The following is a 23,154-nucleotide window of genomic DNA, read 5'->3' as shown; positions in this document are numbered from 1 at the left end:
GTGCATCAGTTCTCCGCGGAAAAGCCAAGCCCGTTATGGCCGCGCGCGGCATATTCCGAATAGAACTCCGGAAGCCGTTCGGGGCGGTCGAGCGCGACGAGATCGGCGAGGCAAGGGCGTCTGGTCTCGTAGAACCCCTGCCAGTGCTTGCTGGTGCCGATCACCTCCGAGGCGGCGAGGCCGGTCAACCGCTCGCACGCCCTGTTCCAGATCACGACGCGGCGCTTCGGGTCGATCACGAAAGTCGGCACCACCAGATGCTGCATCAGCCGCACGGCATAGGAATCCGCGACGTCGACGGTCTTGGCCGAAGTTCTTCTTGGCGTCTTGCTCGACGACTTCAATGGTCTTGCCATCAGGCCACCGCCGCCACCGGCAAGATTCCGGGCAGGCCATCGCTCGGGCCGAACAGTTTACGCACCTCGGCGGCCGGCTTCGGCGCGCTGAACAGATAGCCCTGCATCTGCGTGCAGCCGAGCGCGCGCAGCATCTCGCGCTGCGCCTCGGTCTCGACGCCCTCGGCGACCGTGGTCATGCTGCTGGCGGCGGCGATGTTGACCACCGCCTGCACGATCACGGGCGCGCCACTCGTCTCCGCGATGTCGGCGACGAAGCAGCGGTCGATCTTGATCTTGTCGAACGGGAAGCGCTTGAGATAGCTGAGCGAGGAATAGCCGGTGCCGAAATCGTCGAGCGCGATGCGCACGCCGATCGAGCGGAGCTGGTGCAGGATCGAGAGCGCAGCCTCGTCGTCGCGGATCAGCACGGCCTCGGTGATCTCGAGCTCGAGTCGGCGCGGGTCGAGGCCAGAGGCGGCGAGCGCGCCGGCGATCCGCAGCGCCAGCGTGTCGCATTTGAGCTGCACCGGCGACACGTTGACCGCGACACGGATATGCGTCGGCCAGGTTGCGGCCTCGTTGCAGGCCATGCGCAGCACCCAATCGCCCAGTTCGGTGATCAGGCCGGTGTCCTCGGCGACCGGAATGAACTCCGCCGGCGACACCATGCCGCGCTCGGGATGCCGCCAGCGCAGCAGCGCCTCGCAGCCCGAGACCTCGCCTGAGCGCAGGTCGACCAGCGGTTGATAGTAGATCTCGAAGCCGCCATTCACCAGCGCCTGCCGCAAATCCTGCTCCAAGCTCAGGCGCGCCCTGGCGCTCGCATCCATTGCCGGCTCGAAGAAGCGGTGGGTACGGCGCCCTTCGGCCTTGGCGCCGTACATCGCGAGATCGGCATTCTTGACCAGCTGGTCGAGATCGGTGCCGTCCTGCGGCGCAAGCGCGATCCCGATGCTCGCGTCGGTGGAGAGCTGATGACCGAGACAATGATAAGGCTGTCGGATCGCCTGGTAGATCCGGGTCACGAAGGACAGCACGTCAGCGGAAGATTGGATTCCGGTCTGGATCACGGCGAATTCGTCGCCGCCGATCCGCGCGATCAGGTCGCCCTCCTTGAGGCAGCCGCGCAGGCGGCTCGCGATCGCCTTCAACAGCTCGTCGCCGACATGATGACCGAGCGAATCGTTGATGCCCTTGAATTCGTCGACGTCGATATAGAGCAGTGCGAACTGACCGCCGTCGGCGACTTTCGTCAGCTCGCGTTCGATCTGCTCGCGGAACAGCGTGCGGTTCGGCAGATCGGTCAGCGCGTCGTAATGCGCCATATGTGCGATCTTCTCGTCGGCCCGGCGCCGCTCGGTGACGTCATCGATGACGTGAATGAGATAGCGCGGCTCGCCGGCATCGTCGCGAATGCCGATCCGGGTCGACGTAATGTAGCGCAGCCCCATCCCCGGCATGTGCCAGCCGTGTTCGTCCTTGAACAGTCCCTTGGCCGATTGCAGCGAGTTGGTGTCGTCTTCGGTGATGCGGGCGGCGTGCGCCTCGGGGAAGATGTCGAAGGCGGTCTTGCCCATGACCTCCTGCCGCGACTGGCCGAACAGCTGCTCGGCGACGCCGTTCAGCAGAAGATACTGCCGCGTGCGGGCGTCCTTCACCGTGATCTGGGACGGGATGTGGTCGATGATCTCACGCAGGAACGTGTGGTTGCGGTCGCGCTCCTGCCCGAGGTGGCGGCGTTCGGTGATGTCCTCGATCGTGGCGACCCAGCCGCCCTGTGCGAGCGGCGTATTGATGACCTGGAAGGCGCGGCCGTTGGCAAGCTGATGCATACGCGTGGAGACCGTGCCTTCGGCGACGACCCTCATGACGTTGGCGCAGAACGCCTCGACGTCGCCGTCGAACGCATCGCGCTCCTTGCGATGGTACATCGCCTCGCGGATGTGACAGCCGGGCTTGATGACGTCGTGAGAGAGACCGAACATGTCGGCGTAACGGCGGTTGCAGGTGACGATGTAGCCGCTCGCGTCGTACAGGATCAACCCCTGGGTCATGTTGTTCAAGGCGGTGTCGAGCCGCAGCCGCTCCGCTTCCAGACGTTCCTGCGCCTCGCGGTTCTGCCGGTTGATCAGGCGGATGATCAGATAGAGGATGAGCGCGATGACGGCCGCCGAAAGTACGGCGGTGGTCACCATGAAGCTGGTCTGCTGCCGCCAATCTGCCAGGGCCGCTGCCGTAGTGTTGGTGGCGATGATGACAAGCGGGAAGTGTGTCAGAGACGCTGCCGAGCCGAGCCGCTCCTCGCCGTCGACCGGGCTCTTGCCCCGAAGCTTCTGCGGGCCGCCCTCGGTCAGCACCTTCTGCATCAGTGGAGCATCCTTGAAGCTCCGCCCGATCAGCTCTTCGACATGCGGATAGCGCGCCAGCATCTTGCCTTCGCGATCAAACAGCGAGATGGCCGTGCCTTCGGCGAGCGCGACGGATGCGAAATAGTGCTGGTAGCTGTCCGGATCGATCCGGCGGACCATCGCGCCGAGGAATGTGCCGTCAGCGCCGTTCAAGCGGCGTGCGACGATCGTGGTCCATTTGCTGATGATGAAGCTGCGGACGGATTCCAGCAGCACCGGTTCGGACCGGGGGTTCGTCTTGAATGTCTGAAAGTAGGTCCGGGACGAAATGTTGATCTTGGGCAGCGGCTGGGCCCGCGACCAGTTGATCAGGTCGCCGTCGGCATCGTAGATCGCGATATCGCCGAGGTAGGACACCGAGCTGATCTTGCTGCGCAGCATCTGGTTCGCCGCAGGTCCGGACATGCGCTCGCGGAACATCGCCGGCGAGGTGATCTCCACCAGGTTCATCTGCCCGATCAGATCGGCGGCGACGACGTCGGAATCCTCGAATTGCTGATCAAAGTGCCGCGCGATCAGCTGCACCGTGTTTTCGAGCTCCCGCTCGCGATTGGCCAGGGTGCGCTCGCGAAACTCGCCGACGGCCATGGCGGTCACTGCGAAGATGCCCGCGACCAGCAACACGCCGCACAAGGTCAACCACAGGACAGGACCACGCCGCGCCAAGACCTCCCAGCCGTTCCTTGCGGCTAGAGACATTCCGGTTGCCACCGTGGAAAAGACCTGGCGCATTCCCCCCTCCCTGGAGGGACACGAATACACCGCACAAATGGCCTAAACCTTAGGAAAGCCAGTTACCTAAACATTAATCGAGTTGCGCCGTCGCGTTCGCATACAGCGGAGCGGGAATCGCCTCGCGGTTGTGCCGTGCGCGCGACAATCGCCGCGCTGCATCATTAATCGCGGTTTAATGCGACCTGCCGGCGCTCTTGCCGCCGGCGGGATTGCGCAGCCGGCCGACCACGCCGGTCGGGAAGAAGTAGACGCTGGCGATGAACAATAGCCCGAGCCACAGCAGCCAGCGGTCGGGATGCAACAGCCCGGGCAGCAGCGGCAGGCCGGCTTCCGAGGCCGCCTTGGAGGCGACGCCCATCAGCGATTGCAGATAGTTCTGGGCGAGGATGAAGATGCTGGCGCCGATGATCGCGCCGTAGATCGTGCCCATGCCGCCGATCACGACCATCAGCAGGATGTCCAGCATGATCGAGAAGCTGAGCGAGGTATCGGGACCGGCATAGCGCAGCCACAGCGCGTTCAAGATACCGGCTGCGGCGGCGACCAGCGCGGCGAGGCAGTTGGCGTAAGTCAGATGAAACACCGTGCGGAAGCCGAGCGCCTCGGCGCGAAAGCGGTTCTCGCGGATGGCCTGCAGCACGCGCCCGAACGGCGAGTTTACGACGCGGAGCAAAGCGAGGATCATCAGAGCCGAGACGGCGAACACCAGGTAGAAGGTCAGGATGCGGCCGTTGATCTCGAAGCCGAGCAGGCTCTTGGAGATCAGCACCGTGCCGGGGCGCAGCAGCTCCGGCAGCTGGAAGCTGCGCCCGTCCTCGCCGCCGGTCAGCCAGGAGAGTTGCGAGGCCAGCACCTGGAAGGCGGAGGCGACCGCGAGCGTGATCATGGCAAAGAAGATCGCCGCAACCCGCAGCGAGAACAGGCCGATGGCAAGCGCGAGCAGAGCTGCGAGCGGCAGGCCGACGACGATGCCGGTTGCGACCGCGGCCCAATTCGGGCCCATCCCATACAGCGCGATGGCGATGGCGTAGCTGCCGATGCCATAGAACATGGTGTGGGCGAACGACACCGAGCCGGTATAACCGAGCAGGAGGTCATAGGAGGCGACCAGCGCGGCGAAGACGCAAATCTTGGCCGCGACGTTCAGCGCCTTGGCACCCGGAAACAGGAACGGCGTCGCCGCCAGCGCCAGGATGATGACGACGAGAACGAGCGTGAGGACGCGGCTACGCGGGGGATCGCCTGACAGGATCATCATCGGCTGGTCACCGCATAAAGGCCGCGCGGCCGCCACATCAGAACGGCGACCATCAGCAGGATGTTGGAGACGAGGGCGAGTTTCGGCACCAGGAAGCCGCCGTAATTGGCGACCATGGCCACCAGGATCGCACCGATGAAGCAGCCGCCGATCGAGCCCAGGCCGCCGATGATGACGACGATGAAGATCAGCACGGTGAGGTCGTCGCTCATGGAGGCGTGGACCTGCTCGCGATAGAGCGCCCACATCACGCCGCCAAGGCCGGCGAGCGCCGATCCCGTCATGAAGACGCCGAGGAACAGACGGCGGATGCGATAGCCGAGCGCCTCGACCATTTCGCGGTTCTCGACGCCGGCTCGGATCAGAAGGCCGAGCTTGGTGCGATTGAGCACGAGCTGGATCGCGATGAAGACGGCGAGGCCGATCAGCATCGCCAGCACGCGGTATTTGGCGATCGCGACGTCGCCGAGGATGAAGGAGCCGCGCAGCGATGTCGGCAGCGGCATCGGAATGATCTGCGGTCCCCACAGCGCATAGAGCGTCTGCTCGGCGACGATCAGGCCGCCTGTCGTCATCAGGATCTGCTTCAGATGCTGGCCGTAGACCGGCAGGATCAGCACCCGCTCGACGACGAGGCCGAGGGCGCCCGACACTGCCATCGAGAGCAGCGCGGCCGGTGCCAGCACGGCAAGGTTCATCCACAGCGAATCGGCCTGAATGGAGGCTGCGAACGGCGCCAGCACCAGGGTCGCGACATAGGCGCCGACGGCGATGAAGGCGCCGTGGCCGAAATTGAGCACGTCCATCAGGCCGAACACCAGCGTCAGCCCGGAAGCCATGATGAAGATCATCATGCCCATGGCGAGACTGGCGGCGGTCAGCGTTAGCCAGGAGGAGGTCGAGCCGATCAGCGGGATCACGAGCAGCGCGAGCGCGACCGGCAGCAGGACCGGCGCGATGTCGCGCTTCGGCTTCGGCAGGGGATCGGTTGCGGCAAGTTCAGTCACTGATGTGCCTCCAGGCTCAGGCCGAGCAGCCGCTCCTGCAGCGGCACGTCGGCGGCGAGCGCCGCCATCTCGCCGCGATGGACGATGGTGCCGTTGTCCATGACCAGCACGTTGTCGCCGAGCTCGCGGGCGGCGAAGAAGTTCTGTTCGACCAGCAGGATCGTTGCGCCCTTGCGTTTGATTTCCTTCAGGCATTCGATCAGTGCCATAACGATCGCAGGCGCAAGGCCCTTGGTCGGCTCGTCGATCAAGAGCAGCTTGCGCGGCTCGATGATGGCGCGGGCGATGGACAACATCTGCTTTTGTCCGCCCGAGAGACTTCCCGCGCGCGACAGCCAGAATCGGCGTAGCGCCGGGAAGAAGCCGAAGATCCAGTCGAGCTGGCTGTCGTCGAGCGGGCCGTCGCGCGCCGCCAGCACGAGGTTCTCCTTCACCGTGAGATCGGAGAACACCGCCATGCTCTCCGGCACGTAGCCGACGCCGAGCCTTGCGATGTCGGGCGTGGCGCGGCTCTCGATGCGCTCGCTACCGAGGCTGATCTCGCCGCTCGAGGCCTGCCAAAGCCCCATGATGGTGCGCAGCGTCGTGGTCTTGCCGGCGCCGTTGCGGCCGAGCAGCATCGTGACCTGTCCTTGCGGGACGGTGAGATCGATGCCCTGGAGGATGTGATAGCGGCCGATATGGGTGTGCACGCCTGAGAGTTTGAGCAAATCGGTCATACGGCACTCTCGGCAGCGGTCTTCGGCGCGACGCCGAGATAGGCTTCCTGCACAATCGGCGAAGCGATCACTTCGGCAGGCGGGCCGTCGGCGACGAGCTGGCCGTTATGCAGCACGATGATGCGGTCGGCGAGCGAGCGCACCACGTCCATCTTGTGCTCGACCAGAAGGATGATCTTGCTGTTGTCCTGCTTGAGCTGTGCGATCAGGTTGAGGACGACAGGCACCTCGTCGATGCTCATGCCGGCGGTCGGCTCGTCGAACATGAAAACCTTCGGCTCGAGCGCGATCATCAGCGCGACCTCGAGCTTGCGCTGGTCGCCATGCGACAACGCGGTCGCGGCGACGCCGCGGCGGCTGCCGAGCGCGACCTGGTCGAGGATGCTGTCTGCGCGTGCGATCAGGTCGCGGCGCACCATCCAGGGCCGCAGCATGTCGTAGTGGGTGCCGTTTGCCGCCTGCACCGCGAGGCGGACGTTTTCTTCCACGCTGAGGTTCGGAAAGAGATTGGTGAGCTGGAAAGCGCGCCCGAGGCCCGCGCGGGTGCGCAGCGGCGCAGAAAGCTGGGTGATGTCGGCGCCGTCGAACAGGATGCTGCCGTGTGAAGCACGCAACTGGCCAGAGATCAGGTTGAAATAGGTGGTCTTGCCGGCGCCGTTCGGCCCGACGATCGCGGTGAGCTCGCCTGGACGGAACGTGCAGGAGACGTTGTTGACCGCAACGTGGCCGCCGAAGCGGATGGTGAGGTCGCGGGTTTCGAGGGTGAGGGACATGTAATGTCAGGTGAATGATGAGGACCAAGACTTGACCGCGGGGGTGCGCTGCGCTCCCTCCCCCGCTTGCGGGGGAGGGCGGGGGAGAGGGTGCTTCCGCAACGGGGCGGTCCCCTAGAGCAGAAACCCTCTCCCGGCCTTTCCCGCGAGCGGGAGAGGTGAAGCAAGCAAGCTCAGCGCTTGTTCTTGACCGGAACGTCCATGTCCTCGATCTTCAGCTCGCGCACCGGCTCGAGCACGGCCCAGGCGACGTTCGGATCGACCTTGACCTTGAACGCGTACATGCTCTGCAGCGCCTGATGGTCTTCTTTCCGGAACACCATCTTGCCCTTCGGCGTGTCGAACTCCAGGCCCTCCATCGCCGTGATCAGCTTCTCGGTATCGGTCGACTTCGCCTTGGTGACGGCGGCGACGACGGACATCGCGGCGGCAAAGCCCCCGGCGGTGAAGAAGTCCGGCGGCGCCTTGAAACGCTTCTGGTGCTCGGCGACCAGCCAGTCGTTCACCGGGTTCTTCGGGATCTCGTAGAAATAGTAGGTCGCGCCTTCCATGCCGGGCAGCCCTTTATAGGCGGCCAGCGCCGGCAGGATGTTGCCGCCGGTGGAGAGCTCGATGCCGTAGCGCTTCGGGTCCATGTCCTGGAGCTTGGCCAGCGGATTGCCGGCGCCGGCCCAGATCACCCAGATCACCTTGCGGCCCGGCTTGTCCTTCAGCGCGTCGAACAGACGCTGGCCGACCGCGGTGAAGTCGGTGGTGTTGGTCGGCGCGTATTCTTCCGCCGCCAGCGTCGCGCCGGTCTTGGCGAGCGCCTCCTTGAAGGCAGCGACGCCATCGCGGCCGAACGCATAGTCCTGCGCCAGCGTTGCCACGGTGACGCCCTGCTTGCCGATCGCAACCGCATTCGAGATCGCGTCCTGCGAGGAGTTGCGCGCGGTGCGGAAGATGTAGCGATTCCACTTCTCGCCGGTAATCTGGTCCGCGACGGCGGGCTCGACGATCAGGATCTTCTTGTTTTCTTCGGCGACGGGGAGAATTGCGAGCGCCGCTGCCGACGAGGTCGTGCCGATCGCGATGTCGGCCTTGTCGTCCTGATAGGCTTCCGCGAGCGCAGCCTTGGCGAGGTCCGGCTTGCCCTGGTCGTCCTTGGTGATGATGACGATCTTGCGGCCGTCGAGCGTCATCGTGCCCTTGGTGGCGTATTCAAAGCCCATTTGCAGGCCGGTCTCGGTCTGCTTGGCGTAGGCTTCGAGCGGGCCGGTCTTGCCGTAGATCAGCGCGATCTTGAGATCGTCGGCTCGCGCGGAGGTGCCCGCGGCGAGCGCGAGAATGGTTGTTGTTATGATGAATGATCGACGCACGATGGTCCCTCCTGATGTAAAGTTTCTGGCAACAGCGATTTGCACAACGCTACGAACATTGCAATTGCACCTTCCGGCCGGGCCTGTTGGCCGTTCGAACTTGCGTCATCTTTGAGCTGGCCGCGCATTGCCGGCTCCCTCGGCCAGACGCCGATCCGACTGCGCCTCGTCCGCGCTTTCGAAAATATGCGGCGCGACGCCGCGCTTCTCCAGGGCTTCGCCGAGCTTGATGCGCAGGAAGCCGGACGTGGTATAGCGCGACACGCCGGAATAGAAGCGATCGACGAGGCTGCGGACCATGGCCGAATAATCGTCCATCAACTCCGGCAGGATGGAAAAATTGTCATAATTGACGATGGCGTAGACGCGGCGACCGAGCGGCGCGAGCCTGGCCTCGACGATCGCGGCGATGGTATCGATCTCGGCCTTGCTGCGCAGCGGATAGCGCTCCAGATTGACGAAGAACAGGTTCTGCTGTTCGTCCAGCGTGAAGCGCTGGTCGAGCGGAATGGTGAGCAGGCGCTCGCGCAGCTCCATGAGGCCTTCGCGGAAGATGCGGTCGTCCATCAGCGCCGGGTCGCGCGGGATCAGCGGCTTGAAATCCATCAGGCGCAAAATGTCCCGCTCGACGTCGATACCTGGTGCGACCTCGGTGAGCTCGAGGCCGTCGGGCCGGAGCTCGAACACGCAGCGCTCGGTGACATACAGCGTGCGTTGCTTGCGCGCGGCGGCGAACGGGCCGCTGAAGGTGACATGCTCGACGTTACCTACGAACTTGCGCGACTTGGCTTCGTCGAGAATGATGAGCTTCCGGTCGTTCACCGCAATACGTTGCTTGCCCGCACCGAAGGTGCCGACGAAGATGACCTCCTTGGCGTTCTGGCTGATGTTGATGAAGCCGCCGGCGCCCGCGAGCTTCGGCCCGAACTTGCTGACATTGAGGTTGCCGGCGCGATCGACCTGGGCGAGCCCGAGAAAGGCGGCGTCCAAGCCGCCGCCGTCGTAGAAGTCGAACTGATAGGGCTGGTCGATCACCGCCTGCGTGTTGATCGCCGCGCCGAAATCGATGCCGCTCGCAGGGATGCCGCCGATCACGCCGGGCTCCGCCGTCAGCGTGATGAGGTCGATGATCCGCTCCTCATTGGCGACCGAGGCAATGCCCTCGGGCATGCCGATGCCGAGATTGACGACGCTGTTGGCCTTGAGTTCGAGCGCGGCGCGCCGCGCGATGATCTTGCGCTCGCTGACCGGCATCGCCGGCAGCGAAGCGGCACGGACGCGGATCTCGCTCGAGAAGGCCGGATTGTATTGCGTGCCGAACGTCTGCCAGTGATTCTCGGGCCTTGCCACCACGACGCAGTCGACCAGGATGCCGGGAATCTTGACCTGGCGCGGATTGAGGCTGCCGGCCTCGGTCACGCGTTCGACCTGGGCGATGACGATGCCGCCGGAATTATGCGCCGCCATCGCAATGGCGAGCGCTTCCAGCGTCAACGCCTCCTTCTCCATGGTGAGGTTGCCGTCGGGATCGCCCGTGGTGGCGCGGATGATGCCGACATTGATCGGAAAGGTTCTGTAGAGCAGGCACTCTTCGCCGTGGATCGTGATCAGCTCCACCATGTCCTCGGTGGTGCGTGCGTTCAGCTTGCCGCCGCCCTGCCTGGGGTCGACGAAGGTGCCCATGCCGACGCGGGTGACATGGCCGGGCCGGTGCGCGGCGATGTCGCGGAACAGATGCGTGATGACGCCCTGCGGCAAATTGTAGGCCTCGATCTGGCCCGCGATCGCGAGCTGCTGTAATTTCGGCGCAAGTCCCCAATGTCCGCCGATCACGCGGCGGACCAGGCCTTCATGCGCGAAATGGTTGAGGCCGCGCTGTTTGCCGTCGCCCTGGCCTGCCGCATAGACCAGCGTCAAATTGCGCGGCTTGCCCTGCGTATAGGGCGCATCGCCCTCGTTGGAGAGATAGAGCTCCTCCAGCGCGATCGCGATCTCCTCGGCAAAGCCAATGCCGACGAAGCCGCCGGTCGCCACCGTGTCGCCGTCGCGGATCAGCATGACCGCTTCGGCCGCCGTGACGACCTTGCCTTTCTCGGAATTGCGCAAATAGGGCAGAGCTGGATGATGGCTCACGGTGGTCCTCCCGATCCCTTCGACCGTATGCCGTTGTTGCTTGATCCTATCGCGAGGAACAGCTGTGGAACAGCTTGCTCCTCGCGACGGCCGACACGATCGGGCCATTCAGCCCTGAACTATCTTGCGTGTTTCGGTGGCGAAATAGACCGACACCACGGTGATCAGCGCGAGCGCGATCATGTAAAGCGAGATCGGCCAGGTTGCCGGCGCATAAGCCGTCATCAATCCCGTCGCGATCAGCGGCGACAGCGCGCCGGCGAAGATCGAGGCGAGATTGTAGCCGAGCGAGACGCCGCTATAGCGCACCTTGGTGCCGAACAGCTCCGACAGGAAGCTCGCCTGCGGTCCGTACATCGCGGCGTGACCGACGGCGAGACCCAGCACGATGGCGATCCAGGCCGCCTGCGGGTTCCTGGTCGCGAGCAGCATGAACAGCGGGAACGACATCAGTGCCGAGAACACCGCGCCGAAGATGTAGATCGGCCGCCGCCCGAGCCGGTCGGACAGCGCACCGAACGCCGGGATGGTGAAGGTCTCGATCGCCGCGCCAATCAGCACGCCGTTGAGCATGTCCTGCTTGTTCATGCCGAGCGATTGCGTGGCGTAAGCGAGCACGAAGGTCGCGTAGATGTAGAAGAAGCCGTTCTCGGCAAAGCGCGCGCCCATCGCCAGCAGGATGTTCTTCGGGTACATGCGGATCGCCTCGAGGATCGGCATCTTCACCTCCTGCTTGGTGTCCTTGACCTTCTGGAACTCCGGCGATTCCGCGATGGTGAAGCGGATCCAGAGGCCGACCAGCACCAGCGCGACGGAGAACAGGAACGGGATGCGCCAGCCCCAGGCATAGAGCTGCGCGTCGGTCAGCATTGCTGAGACCACCGAGAACACCAAGGTCCCGAGCACGAGGCCGAGCGGTGCGCCGAGCTGCGGCCAGCTGCCGTAAAAACCCTTTTTGTCCGCGGGCGCATGCTCGACCGCCATCAGCACCGCGCCGCCCCATTCGCCACCGAGGCCGAAGCCCTGGATCAGCCGGCAGGCGACCAGCAGGACCGCGGCCCAGATGCCCGCGGACTCGTAGGTCGGCAGGAAGCCGATGGCGGCGGTCGCGGCGCCCATGATCAGCAGCGTCAGATAGAGCATGGTCTTGCGGCCGATCTTGTCGCCGTAATGGCCGAACACGATTCCGCCGAGCGGGCGCGCGATGAAGCCGAGCGCGTAGGTCGCGAACGCCAGCAGCGTTCCCATCATGGGGTCGAAGGTCGGAAAGAACAGCTTGTTGAAGATCAGCGCGGCGGCGGTGCCGTAGAGGAAGAAGTCGTACCACTCGATGGCCGTGCCGATCAGGCTCGCGGTGGCGACCGTGACGTGCGAGGGCTGTTTCGCCTGAAGCTGATGGACCGAGATCGCTTCACTCATCTTGCGTCCTCCCTGGTTTAAGAATGCGCATGTGCAGCATGCGTCATTGTGCAGAGCGAAGAGCAAGGTCCGCGCCAGATGCGGACGGTTTGCGCAAACTGGCGGAAAACACGGCAATTTCCGCCGTGACCGGCCGAAAGAGGGGCGCGGCGCCCTGTCCGGAATCCGAGACTCCGGACAGGTCCGTGTCTCGAAACTCAGACGGAGGCCGGTCCCGCGGCAAGACCGAACTTGGCGAGCTTCTTGTAGAAGGTCGCGCGCGAGATCCGCAGCAACCTGGCGGCCTCGGTGATCTGGCCGTTGCTGGCGGCGAGCGCCTGTTCGAGCGTGTGCTTCTCGAACTCCGCCTCGGCCTCGGCATAAGGCACGACGATGCCGGCCGGGCGCTCGGATGCCGCAGGCCTGACCTCGGTGCCGACGGAAAGGATGCGCGCGACGTCCTCGCCGGTCAGCCGGCCGGAATCGCTGAGGATCAACGCCCGCTCCAGGATGTTGCGGAGCTCGCGGACGTTGCCCGGCCAGTCGTAGCGCGCGAGCGCGGCGAGCGCGCTCGGCGTGATCTTCGCCTTGACGTAGTCGCCGGATGCGCTGATGTCCTCGAGCAACCGGGCGCAGATGTCTGGAAGATCGTCCAGGCATTGGCGCAGCGGCGGCAGCTCGATCGAGAGCACGTTCAGCCGATAATAGAGATCGGGCCGAAACGCGCCGTCGCTGACGCGCTTGCGCAAGTCGACATTGGTGGCGGCGACCACGCGCACGTCGACCTTGGATATCTTGTCCGAGCCGAGCGGCTCAATCTCGCGCTCCTGCAGCACGCGCAGCAGCTTGGCCTGCAATTGCAGCGGCATCTCGCCGATCTCGTCGAGGAACAGCGTGCCACCGTCCGCGATGCGGAACTTGCCCTCGCGTCCCCTGCGGTCGGCTCCGGTATAGGCGCCCGGCGCGGTGCCGAAGAATTCCGACTCGATCAGCGTGTCGGGAATCGCGGCGACATTGACGCTGACGAACGGCTTCTCCGCACGCGTGGAAGCATTGTGGATCGCCTGCGCCAGCATCTCCTTGCCCGTTCCGGTCTCGCCGGTGAGGAGCACCGTGACGCTCTGCCGCGCGGCGCGGCTTGCGAGCGCCTTGGCCTGCGCGATAGCAGGCGTGGTGCCGACGAAGTCGGCGAAGGTGAAGCGCGCCGCACGCGCGTTCGACAATTGCCGCCGCGCCAGGCGCAAATCGCTCTCGAGCTGGGCGACGCGGGCGAGCAGCGGCTTCAGGCTTTCGAGATGGTCATAGAGCACGAAGCCGATCGCGCCGATCACCGTCCCGTTCTCGTCCTCGATCGGCATGCGCGTGACGACGAGCTGCTCGCCGCCGAGCTCCATGATGTCGAGCAGGATCGGCTCGCCGGTCTCGACCACCTTGCGCATCAGGCTGTTCGGAATGACCTCCTCGATCGGCCGGCCGATCGCCTCGCTGGTCCGCTTGAGGCCGAGCGCCGCGAGATATTTTTCGTTGACGTAGACGACCCGCCCGCCGCGGTCGATCGCGATGGCGCCCTCGCAGAGCTTTTCCAGCCGTTCGAACAACGTCTCCATCGCGCGCGCACGGAGATAGGAGGGGTCGCTGATCGAGGAGGAAGCGGACATGACATGCCTCGGGGAGGTCCGCCCGTGTATTAGCAAAAGGGCAGCAATTTCAAAGGGGGAAATGGGTCTCTGAGCCGATCGCAAGTCTATCCCCCGTCACCCCCGCGCAATGGCGAAGCCATTGTCGCTGGAGGTGGCCGCTTCTTCAGCGGCCCTCGAAGGGCGACGGCCCGGCTGGCAGCTCGGCCGTTCATCCTTCGAGGCTCGGCCCACGATGCGTTCGCATCGCGGGCTTCGCACCTCAGGATGACGGAGAACGATCAGCGCTCAGCGCATCGTCAAGGAGCGTCCCTACCGCCGATACCCGCTCGCGCGCGAATAGCCCTGGCGGTTCTGCTGGTGTGGGCGGCTCGCGACGCTCGCCCGCGCCTCGCTGGAGAGCGGGGTTGCGAGCTTCAGCTCCTCCAGGAAGATCGGACGGGAGAAGTAATAGCCCTGCGCGTAGCGGATCTTGGTCGCGGCCTGGAGATAGGCGAGCTCCTCGAAGGATTCGAGGCCTTCGGCGATCACGGTCATGCCGAGCGCTTCGCTCAAGGATTCGATCGCGCGAAGGATGCCCTGGCTGCGCGGGCGCTTATGGATGTCGGTGATGAAGGAGCGGTCGATCTTGATCTCGTCCGCGGTGATGTCGGCCAGCGCCGAGAGCGAGGAATAGCCGGTGCCGAAATCGTCGATCGAGATGCCGACGCCGAGCTTGCGGAACATCGGCAGGATCTCGGCCTGGAAGTGATTTTTGGCGACGAAGGCATCTTCCGTCACCTCGATCATGAAGCGCTGGGGAAAGCCGGTCGCGTCCAGCGCCCGCGCAAAGCTGCGCATGAATTCGGGATTGCCGGCCTGCTTGGCGGCGACGTTGATGCTGATGGTCGCGTCAGTGCCGAACGTCGCGTTGATCGGGTCGATCGATTTGACGATCTCGGCGAGCACGAGGTGAGTCAGCTCGTCGATCAGGCCGAGCTCGCCGGCCAGATTGATGAACGAGCCGGGCGCCTGGATCACGCCTTCGTCGTCGCGCAGGCGCACCAGGGCCTCGATGCCCTTCACGGCCTGGGTGCGGATGTCGACCTTGGATTGGAAAGCGCAGCAGAAGCGCTTTTCCAGGATGGCGAGCCGCAGCGATTGCTCGATCTTCATCCGCGCCAATGCCTCGCGCTCCATGCTGGAGTCGAAGAAGGCCGCCGATCCCTTGCCGTCGTTCTTGACGCGGTACATCGCGATGTCGGCGTTCTGGCGCAGCGTCTCGAAGCTGCGGCCGTGATCGGGATGAAGGCTGACGCCGACGGAGGTGGAGGCGAAGACTTCCGAATTGTCGATGAAGAATGGCGCCGTCAGCCGCTCCAGCGTCGACTGCATGAATTCGGCGACCTCCTCCAGGCTCTGAATCGGCGACAGCAGGAGCAGGAATTCGTCCCCGGAGATGCGCGACAGCATGTCGGAATCGCGTAAGTCGCGTCCGAGCCGCTTCGATAATTCGACCAGCAGCGCATCGCCAACGGCGTGGCCGTAATAGTCGTTGATGTGCTTGAAATTGTCGACGTCGAGGAAGGCCAGCGCGAAACGCTCGCCACCGCTGTTCTCCGCAAGCAGGGTGTTGGCGCGGTGTTCGATCACGCGCCGCGAGGGCAGTCCGGTCAACTCGTCGAAATAGGCCGAGCGGAACAGCTGATCCTCGAAATTCTTTTGCTCGGTGATGTCGGAGGACGCCGAGATCAGGAGCTCGCGCCCGGCGAGGCGAACCGGACGATGGGTCGTGAGCAGCACCTGGCGCACGGCGCCATCGTGAAGCGCCTCTTCGGTGACGACAGGCTGGCCGGCGCTCAGGGCCCGGCGACAGGCTTCGCGGCGCGATGACGGATCAAGCGAGGGACGGCTGCCGTCCAAGCCGAGCTGCGCGGCGGCGGCATCGTTGACCAGCAGAAGCTCGCCATGCGCATCCTGCACGGTCAGGCCGGCCGGCAGCATTCTAACGATTTCCTTGAGAAAACCGAGCTCGGCTTCAGTCGCGCCGGAATATTCGTTGTCGTTCATAGACGTCATGAATCTTGTTGTTTCAGCGCGCTTTTGCAATAGACGCGATCTTGCGCGGTTCCCTCTTAAGTTTGGTTAAGGGGTCCGGAGAAATACGGGGCTGTTTTGGAGGAAACCTGGGACAAAGCGGCGCGCGCTGACGATCGTCATTAACAGAGCGTCAACAGCGCGGGTAGCGTTCAGGCTTCTCTTTCGTTTGTTTCGAGTCTAGCGAAAGGCTTGCTTAGGTTGAATCGGTTGGCCGCAAGGGCGGTGCACCAGGTCGCGCCAGAGGCGCGGGTGAGGGCTCTTTCTCTTGGGGGTTCTTGATTGCGGAGATACCCTCTCCCCAACCCTCCCCCGCAAGCGACCCTCCAGGGGAGGGAGCACACCTTTCACGTCGCGACGTTTATTCGCTTCGCGGGATCCGGCACTGCATGATGCAATGCAGCCCGGTCTTCAGGTAAGTGATCTCGGTCCTGCCATCGAAGGCCGACAGTGCCGATTTCAGCAGCTTGGTGCCGAAGCCGGGCTCGGACACCTGGTCCACGCTCGGCCCCTCGGTTTCGTCCCAGGTGATGGTCAGACGGTCGTCGCTGACGGTCCACGACACCTGCAACAGGCCGCGCGGTGAGGAGAAAGCACCGTACTTGCCCGCGTTGGTGGCGAGCTCGTGAAACATCAAGGACAGCGTGACCGCGAGCTTCGGCGGCAGGAACAGTCGCTCGCCATTGAGGGTGAAGCGGACATGGCCGTAGGGGCCAAGCTCCGAGATCAGGAGATCCCGTATATCGCAGCCGCCTTTATCGATCCGCGAGATCAAATCGTCGGTTGCGGCCAGCGATCGCAGTCGCGGATCGACCCGGGCCCAGACCTCTGGCTGGTCATGCAGCACCTGATGCAGCACGGCATGCACAGTCGACAGCTTGTTCTTCAGCCGGTGCTGCAGCTCGTCGACCAGCAGCTTGCGATAGTCCTCTTCCTCGATCAGGCGCCTGGAGATCCGGCGCTGCTCCACCAGCAGGGTGCGATAGTGCTCGACCCCCCAGATGGTCAGCGCGCTCACGGCCCAGTAAAGCGCCAGCAAGGCAAACCGCGCGTGATCGGCCAAGGCATCGCTGAAATTCACGACGACGCCGAGCACGCCCCCGACGAGCGCCGTGATCACGCCGATACGGAAGCCCCCGAACGCGGCGGCAAAGAACACGGCCGGGAAATACGGCGTGAAGTAGACATCGGGTCGCACATGCGCGAGACCCCAGCGCGCCAACGTCGCAACGATCAGGCAGACGACCGCAAACGCGAGGCTCAGACCGAGCGATGGCGGTGCCACGCCCTGCCAACCCCTTCGGAATTCGTCGATCAACTTCCTCATGTGCAGCCCGGTTGCGATATGCGTCCGAAAATCGAGCGGTCACCGGGAATGTTACGCATGCCGGCAGCGCAAGCAAAGCTTGCGTTGTCGGGAGCCGGCAGGAATAGTGACCGTCGCGGCGCCGACTGACGCGGCGCCGTCATCGACCGGTGTCCGCCATTCGGCGTCGAGTGGTTCGAAAACAGGAACATTCCATGGGCAGGCTGGACGGCAAGGTTGCGGTGATTACGGGAGCGACGAGCGGGATCGGATTGCGCACTGCGGAAGTCTTCGTTGCCGAAGGTGCCAAAATTGTGATCGCGGGCCGGCGCGTACCGGAAGGCGAGGCGCTGGCGAAGCGGCTCGGGGCTAATTGTATCTTCCGCCAGACCGACGTGACGGTCGAAGCGCAGATGCAGGCCCTGATCGCGCTCGCCGTGGACAAGTTCGGCCGGATCGACTGCCTGTTCAACAATGCGGGCGGCCCGGCGCAGACCGGCGGCATCGAGGGCCTCGAGGTCGAGCGCTTCGATGCGGCGATGGCGACGCTGGTGCGCAGCGTCATACTCGGCATGAAGCACGCCGCGCCCGTCATGAAGCAGCAGGGGAGCGGCAGCATCATCAACAATGGCAGCATCGCCGGTCGCCTCGCCGGCTTCTCGTCCTCGATGGTCTATAGCGCGGCCAAGGCGGCGGTGATTCACCTCACCAAATGCGTGGCGATGGAGCTCGGCGAGTCCAATGTGCGCGTCAATTCGATCTCGCCTGGCGCGATCGCGACCGGCATCTTCGGCAAGGCGCTCGGGCTGTCGACCGACGCCGCGGAGAAGACGCCGGCGGTGATGCGCGAGGTCTACAAGACCGCGCAGCCGATCCCGCGGGCGGGCCTTCCCGACGACATCGCCCAGGCCGCACTGTTCCTGGCCAGCGACGAATCCAGCTTCATCAACGGCCACGATCTCGTCGTCGACGGCGCCATGACCGGCGGCCGCAACTGGAGCCAGCAGCAGCAGGGCTATGTGGCCTTGCGCAAGGCGTTCGATCAGGGGGCGTAGCAGCTCCGGGGCCGGTGCCGTAGTGCCGTAGGGTGGATTAGCCGAAGGCGTAATCCACCTCTTTGGTGTCCGCGGCGACAGAAGTGGTGGGCTACGCTAGCGGACCGCGCTTCGCGCGGCCGCGAGCTAACCCACCCTACGAGCGCGGCGCTACACCGCCTTCACCCTCACTCGCAACCCGTCCCGCGGCTTCGGGATCGGCCACATCTGCCAGTCCGGCTTGTAGCCCTCCTCCAGCGACACCTCGATGTTCTGCAGGAAGTGCCGCGCGAAGCATTTCGCCTGCATGTAGGCGAAGTGCAGGCCGAGGCACATATGCGCGCCCCCGCCGAACGGGACGAAGGCGAAGCGGTGGCGGCCGCGCTGGGCCTCCTCGGTGAAGCGCATGGGATCGAAGCGGTCCGGCTCCGGCCAGATATCCTTCATGTGATGGGTATAGAGCGGATTGACGCCGACCGCGGTGCCGGCGGGAATCGTAAAACCCTTGAAGGTGAAATCGCGCATGGCGCGGCGCGGCATCGAGGGTACCGGCGGCTTGATCCGCAGCGCCTCCTTGAACGCCATCTCCGCCAGCGGCATCTTTTCGAGATCGTCGAAGCTGCTCGGCGCGCCCGGCGCAAGCCCGAGCGCGAGAACTTCCGCGCGCAGCCGGTCCTGCCAGTCCGGATTGGCGGCAAGCTCGCCGATGAAGGACGTCAGCGACGAGGTCAGCGTGTCGTGCGCCGCCATCATCAGGAAGCTCATATGGTCGATGATGTCCTGCTCGGACAACAGTGCGCCGTCCTCGTGGGTGGCGCGGCACAGCTGCGAGAACAGATCGTCGCCGCCGTGATTGCCGCGGCGCAGCGGGATCTGCTCGCGGAAATAAGCGACGATGCGCTTGCGCCCCCTGACGCCACGCGCCATCTGGGTGCCGGGCAGCGGGCGGCGGATCGGGGCGACGGCAGCCGCGACCATGTCGACGAAGGCGCGGTTGATCTCGTCGACCTCCGGCCCGATGTCGGCGCCGAGGAACGAGGCCGCGGCGAGATCGAGTGTGAGCTGCTTCATCGCCGGGTAAAGCTGCATTTCCCCCGGCTTGGACCTCCACTGCGCGACCCGCGCGGCGATGCCGCGGTCGAGATCGGCGAGATAGGATTTCATCGGCCCGGACTTGAATGCGACCGACAGCGTCTTGCGGTGCAGCCGGTGCTCGTCGAAATCGAGCAGCATCAATCCGCGCGGAAACAACAGGCCGAGCACTCTGTTCCAGCCGTGGGTCGAGGAGAACAGCTTCTGCTGGTCGAACAACACGAGCTCGTTGGCCTCCGGCCCGAGCAGCACGACATTGGTCTCGCCGAAAATATGAGTGCGGTAGATCGGGCCGTATTTGGCGCCGTTCGCCTCGATATGGCCTTTGGGATCGGCCAGCACCTGGAGGGTCTTGCCGATGATCGGCCAGCCTTCATCGCCGGGAATGTGCGTCAGGGCGTTGCGTTTGGGCGCGGTGTAGTCGGGCGCCGTTGCGACCACGTTCTGCATCGACATGACGGTTGCTCCGGTTGGCAGGCTCCGCCAGCGTAGCACAGTCCGGGCACGGTGATGCGACGGTTGCTGGCGCAAATGACCACAGACGACATCGTCGTCCTCGTGCAGGCGGGGACCCATACCCACAGGAAGAGGTTATGGCGCGAAGCCGGCAACTCCGAGTCTTCGTAAAACTGCATCCTGTAGTTATGGGTCCTCAGATGCGCAATTGCGCATCATAGTTCGCGCTGCACGCGCCCCGGGACGACGAGTGCAGTGCGATCTACCGTTTCGCCGCCTCCTTCTGCAGATCCGGGGCGTTGACGGCGGGAATGGCGACGCGGCCGGGGCCGGTCACCTTGAGCGCCTCGGCGGCCTTCTCGTTCTCCATGATCTTGGCCATCACCGCCTGGCCCGCGCGCTCGAAGATCGCGCGGTTCTCGATCACGAATTTTTGCGATCTGCGCAGGCCATCGATATAGCCGTTGATCTCCGGCACGACGTAGCGGGCCACCATGTCCCAGCTCCGGCGCGTCGCTTCCGGATTGGCCCAGTCGTGCACGAAACCGATGATGGCGCCGACCCCGCCGGAGACCTGCATCACGTTCTTGATGGTTTTGACGAGATCGTCGGGCGTGCCGATGGTGGAGGCTGCGCCCTCGACGAAAGCGGTCTTGTCCACGGCCTCGTCGGGCGAGGAGAAGGCGGTAAGGCCCGGCCGCTGCAGCGTGCCGACATTATATTCGTTGTGCCAGCGCATCAGCCCGGCGCCGGCTTCCTTGCGCGCCTGCTCCCGGGTCTCGGCGATGTGGAAGGTCAGGAGCACGCGCCAGTCGGCACGGTCGACCTTCGTGCCGTGCTTTTTCGCGGCGTCCTCCGCGAACTGCCATTGCTGCTGCAGCGACATCAGGCCCTGCGTCGTCATCGATCCCAGCGAGATGATGCCGATGCCGTATTTGCCGGCGAGCGTCATGCCGGAGGGCGAGATCTGCGAGGCCACGACGAACGGCATCTCCTCTTGCAAGGGGAGGATCTGCAGCGCGGCGTCGTTCATGGTGAACCAGTCGCTCTTGGCGGTGACGCGCTCGCCGTTGAACAGCCGGCGGATGATGCCGATGGCTTCGTCCTGGCGGTCGCGCTGCGTCATCGGGTCGATGCCGAGCGTATGTGCGTCCGAGGCAAGGGCGCCGGGGCCGGAGCCGAAGATGGCGCGGCCGCCGGTCATGTGGTCGAGCTGCACCATGCGCTGGGCGACGTTGTAGGGATGATGATAGGGCAGAGACACCACGCCGGTGCCGAGCTTGATCCGCTTGGTGCGCTCGCCGGCCGCGGCCAGGAACATCTCCGGCGAGGCGATCATCTCCCAGCCGGATGAATGGTGCTCGCCGCACCAGAACTCGTCATAACCGAGCGCGTCGAGCTGCTCGACCAGGTCGAGGTCGCGCCGGAACTGGAGCATCGGATGCTCCCCGATCGGGTGATGCGGGGCAAGGAAGGCTCCGAACTTCAGGCGTGCCATGACGTTTTCTCCGGCTTTGATTTTCTGTTTGTTGGAGCTGCAAGGCTACGTGCCGGACGGGGCGAACGCAATTGCGCGGTGTCCCGTGTTACGGAATGCAGGCATGCGTGTTTTCCTCCCTCTCCCCGCTTGGGGCCGGGACGAGCTTGCTCGCCCGAGTAGGGTCGGGGTGAGGGGAGTCTCCGCGGGGACGGTGTCAGTTGGACTTCCGAAATGCCCCGCGCCGTCATTGCGAGCGCAGCGAAGCAATCCAGAGTTCTTCCGCGCAGGAATTCTGGATTGCTTCGCTACGCTCGCAATGATGTGTTGAGAGTGCGTTGTTCCAGCGACATCCAACTCGCGGAGATTCCCCTCACCCGGAATTCAAACTCCGTTTGAATTCCGGCCTCTCCCCGCAAACGAGGGGAGGCGAGGAGCGCACGAACCTTACCTCTGAGGTAATCGCGGTGCTGCATGTGGTTTGAGATCATCGGCCGCGAGCCCAAGGACCTGCACCGATGCATCAAATCGTCACAAAGCCAATCGATTCGACCCGGCGTTGGTGGATATTGGCGACCGTCGTGGCCGCGCAGTTCATGTTCGGCGTCGATGCCTTTATCGTGAACGTCGCCATTCCCACCATCGCGGTGGAGCTGAAGGCGACGCCGGCACAGATCGAATCCGTGATCGCGATCTATCTGATCGCCTACGCCACGCTGGTCGTCACCGGCGGCCGTCTCGGCGACATCCACGGCACCAGGAACGTGTTCCTGGCCGGTGTGCTTGGCTTCACCCTGACGTCGCTGTGGTGCGGCCTCGCGCTGTCAGGCGCGGAGCTGATCATCGCCCGGTTGGCGCAGGGCGCGACCGCGGCGCTGATGGTGCCTCAGGTGCTGGCAACGCTGCATCTGTTGTTCACGGACGGCCAGCGCAGCCGCGCCTTCGCCATCTACGGCATCGTGCTCGGGCTGGCCGGCGCGGCCGGCTTCCTGCTCGGCGGCCTCTTGATCACGGTCGATCTTGCCGGCACTGGCTGGCGTTCGGTGTTCTTCGTCAACGTTCCCGCCGGCCTCGTCATTGCTTTTGTCGCCTGGCGCATCATGCCGTCGGTGCCGCGGCAATCAGGAACAAGGCTCGACATCAAAGGCAGCGTGGTTCTGTTCGCGGGGCTGCTGTGCCTGATCGGCCCGCTGCTGTTCGGTCACGATGTCGGCTGGGCGCCCTGGCTGTGGGCCGTGATGGCGGTCGGTGGCGGCATTCTGGCCGCCTTCCTGAAGCTGGAGCATGCGGTCGCGCGCGCCGGCGGCATGCCGCTGATCGATCTCACGCTGCTGGCGGACGCCGCGTTCCTGCGCGGGCTGGTTGCCGCCCTCTTCTTCTTCCTTGCCAATCTCTCTTTCTACCTCGTCATGACGCTGTTGATGCAGCGCGGCCTGAAGATCCCGCCGCTCACGGCCGGCATGGCCTTCCTACCGCTCGCGCTGGCCTTCGTCGTGGCGTCGCGCCACAGCGGTGCGCGGGCGCGACATCGCGGCAGCAGGGTGTTGATCGAAGGCTGCGCGATCCAGATCGTTGGCCTCGCCGCGCTCGCGCTTGTCGCAGGGTTTGTCGATGCGCCGACGCCAATCCTGCTCGCGTTCACCATGATCATCTTCGGTTACGGCCAGGGATTGGTGATGGCGCCGCTCTCCGGCGCGGTGCTCTCGACGGTGAAGCCCGTCGCCGCAGGCTCGGCCTCCGGCGTCTACGGCACCATTGCGCAGATCGGAAATGCGGCCGGAGTGGCCGCAATCGGCGCGGTGTACTTCGCGGTCGAAGCCTTGCAATCAACGCGCGCAGGATTTCTGGTCTCGCTCGGACTGTTTGTGACATTAATCCTGATCTGCGTCACATTTCTGTCGTGGCTGCGCCGCGCATCTGCATGAAGTCGAGGCAGTGCGGTTAATACG

16 protein-coding genes are annotated in these 23,154 nt (G+C 64.6%); 2 read left to right on the top strand and 14 right to left on the bottom strand.

From position 1 onward, the window contains the following. Positions 1-5 precede the first annotated feature (5 nt). From XH84_RS41890 to XH84_RS18925, 12 genes are all read right to left on the bottom strand, one after another. The gene (locus tag XH84_RS41890) at positions 6-356 is read right to left on the bottom strand and encodes a PAS domain-containing protein (protein WP_245471766.1); all 351 of its coding nucleotides are present in this window, start codon (positions 354-356) and stop codon (positions 6-8) included. Then, positions 356-3,478, bottom strand: coding sequence for a bifunctional diguanylate cyclase/phosphodiesterase (locus XH84_RS18975; RefSeq protein ID WP_128922758.1), 3,123 nt, complete (start codon positions 3,476-3,478; stop codon positions 356-358). Before XH84_RS18975 ends, XH84_RS41890 begins: the two co-directional genes overlap by 1 nt. Positions 3,479-3,653: 175 nt before the next feature. Then, positions 3,654-4,739: a branched-chain amino acid ABC transporter permease gene (locus XH84_RS18970; RefSeq protein WP_206734184.1), complete on the bottom strand. Its 1,086-nt coding sequence runs from the start codon at positions 4,737-4,739 to the stop codon at positions 3,654-3,656. Further along, positions 4,736-5,746 carry a branched-chain amino acid ABC transporter permease gene (locus XH84_RS18965; protein WP_128922760.1) on the bottom strand — a complete coding sequence of 337 codons (1,011 nt, stop codon included), beginning with the start codon at positions 5,744-5,746 and terminating at the stop codon, positions 4,736-4,738. Before XH84_RS18965 ends, XH84_RS18970 begins: the two co-directional genes overlap by 4 nt. Further along, complete coding sequence (locus XH84_RS18960; RefSeq protein ID WP_128922761.1) at positions 5,743-6,465, bottom strand: branched-chain amino acid ABC transporter ATP-binding protein; 723 nt, start codon at positions 6,463-6,465, stop codon at positions 5,743-5,745. Before XH84_RS18960 ends, XH84_RS18965 begins: the two co-directional genes overlap by 4 nt. After that, a complete protein-coding gene (locus tag XH84_RS18955) occupies positions 6,462-7,238 on the bottom strand; it encodes an ABC transporter ATP-binding protein (protein ID WP_128922762.1) in 777 nt (258 codons plus the stop codon). Before XH84_RS18955 ends, XH84_RS18960 begins: the two co-directional genes overlap by 4 nt. Before the next feature lie 173 nt (positions 7,239-7,411). Then, positions 7,412-8,596: a substrate-binding domain-containing protein gene (locus XH84_RS18950; protein ID WP_128922763.1), complete on the bottom strand. Its 1,185-nt coding sequence runs from the start codon at positions 8,594-8,596 to the stop codon at positions 7,412-7,414. Between the two features lie 105 nt (positions 8,597-8,701). After that, positions 8,702-10,729 carry an acyl CoA:acetate/3-ketoacid CoA transferase gene (locus tag XH84_RS18945; RefSeq protein ID WP_128922764.1) on the bottom strand — a complete coding sequence of 676 codons (2,028 nt, stop codon included), beginning with the start codon at positions 10,727-10,729 and terminating at the stop codon, positions 8,702-8,704. A gap of 108 nt (positions 10,730-10,837) precedes the next feature. Continuing rightward, positions 10,838-12,148, bottom strand: a complete 1,311-nt coding sequence (locus XH84_RS18940) for an MFS transporter (RefSeq protein WP_128922765.1) — start codon at positions 12,146-12,148, stop codon at positions 10,838-10,840. A gap of 197 nt (positions 12,149-12,345) precedes the next feature. Then, entirely contained in the window at positions 12,346-13,785 is a 1,440-nt protein-coding gene (locus XH84_RS18935) for a sigma-54 interaction domain-containing protein (protein WP_128922766.1), read from the bottom strand. A gap of 291 nt (positions 13,786-14,076) precedes the next feature. Next, on the bottom strand, positions 14,077-15,813 hold the full coding sequence (locus XH84_RS18930; RefSeq protein ID WP_164936702.1) for a putative bifunctional diguanylate cyclase/phosphodiesterase: 1,737 nt from the start codon (positions 15,811-15,813) through the stop codon (positions 14,077-14,079). 388 nt (positions 15,814-16,201) lie between these two features. Continuing rightward, on the bottom strand, positions 16,202-17,167 hold the full coding sequence (locus tag XH84_RS18925; RefSeq protein ID WP_128922768.1) for a sensor histidine kinase: 966 nt from the start codon (positions 17,165-17,167) through the stop codon (positions 16,202-16,204). A gap of 194 nt (positions 17,168-17,361) precedes the next feature. On the opposite strand from XH84_RS18925, the gene XH84_RS18920 reads away from it, so the two are divergent. Then, on the top strand, positions 17,362-18,201 hold the full coding sequence (locus XH84_RS18920; protein WP_128922769.1) for an SDR family NAD(P)-dependent oxidoreductase: 840 nt from the start codon (positions 17,362-17,364) through the stop codon (positions 18,199-18,201). A gap of 150 nt (positions 18,202-18,351) precedes the next feature. On the opposite strand, the gene XH84_RS18915 is transcribed toward XH84_RS18920, so the two are convergent. Together XH84_RS18915 and XH84_RS18910 are read right to left on the bottom strand one after the other, a co-directional pair. Then, the gene (locus XH84_RS18915; protein WP_128922770.1) at positions 18,352-19,728 is read right to left on the bottom strand and encodes a cytochrome P450; all 1,377 of its coding nucleotides are present in this window, start codon (positions 19,726-19,728) and stop codon (positions 18,352-18,354) included. Between the two features lie 262 nt (positions 19,729-19,990). Then, positions 19,991-21,226: an LLM class flavin-dependent oxidoreductase gene (locus XH84_RS18910; protein ID WP_128922771.1), complete on the bottom strand. Its 1,236-nt coding sequence runs from the start codon at positions 21,224-21,226 to the stop codon at positions 19,991-19,993. 497 nt (positions 21,227-21,723) lie between these two features. Here XH84_RS18910 and XH84_RS18905 point away from each other — a divergent pair, with 497 nt between their 5' ends. Then, complete coding sequence (locus tag XH84_RS18905; RefSeq protein ID WP_128922772.1) at positions 21,724-23,130, top strand: MFS transporter; 1,407 nt, start codon at positions 21,724-21,726, stop codon at positions 23,128-23,130. Positions 23,131-23,154: the final 24 nt, after the last annotated feature.

The sequence above is a fragment of the Bradyrhizobium nanningense genome, from assembly GCF_004114535.1.
Taxonomy (GTDB): domain Bacteria; phylum Pseudomonadota; class Alphaproteobacteria; order Rhizobiales; family Xanthobacteraceae; genus Bradyrhizobium; species Bradyrhizobium nanningense.
Note: the sequence above shows the minus strand (reverse complement) of the source record. Positions and strands in the feature narration are given on the sequence as shown.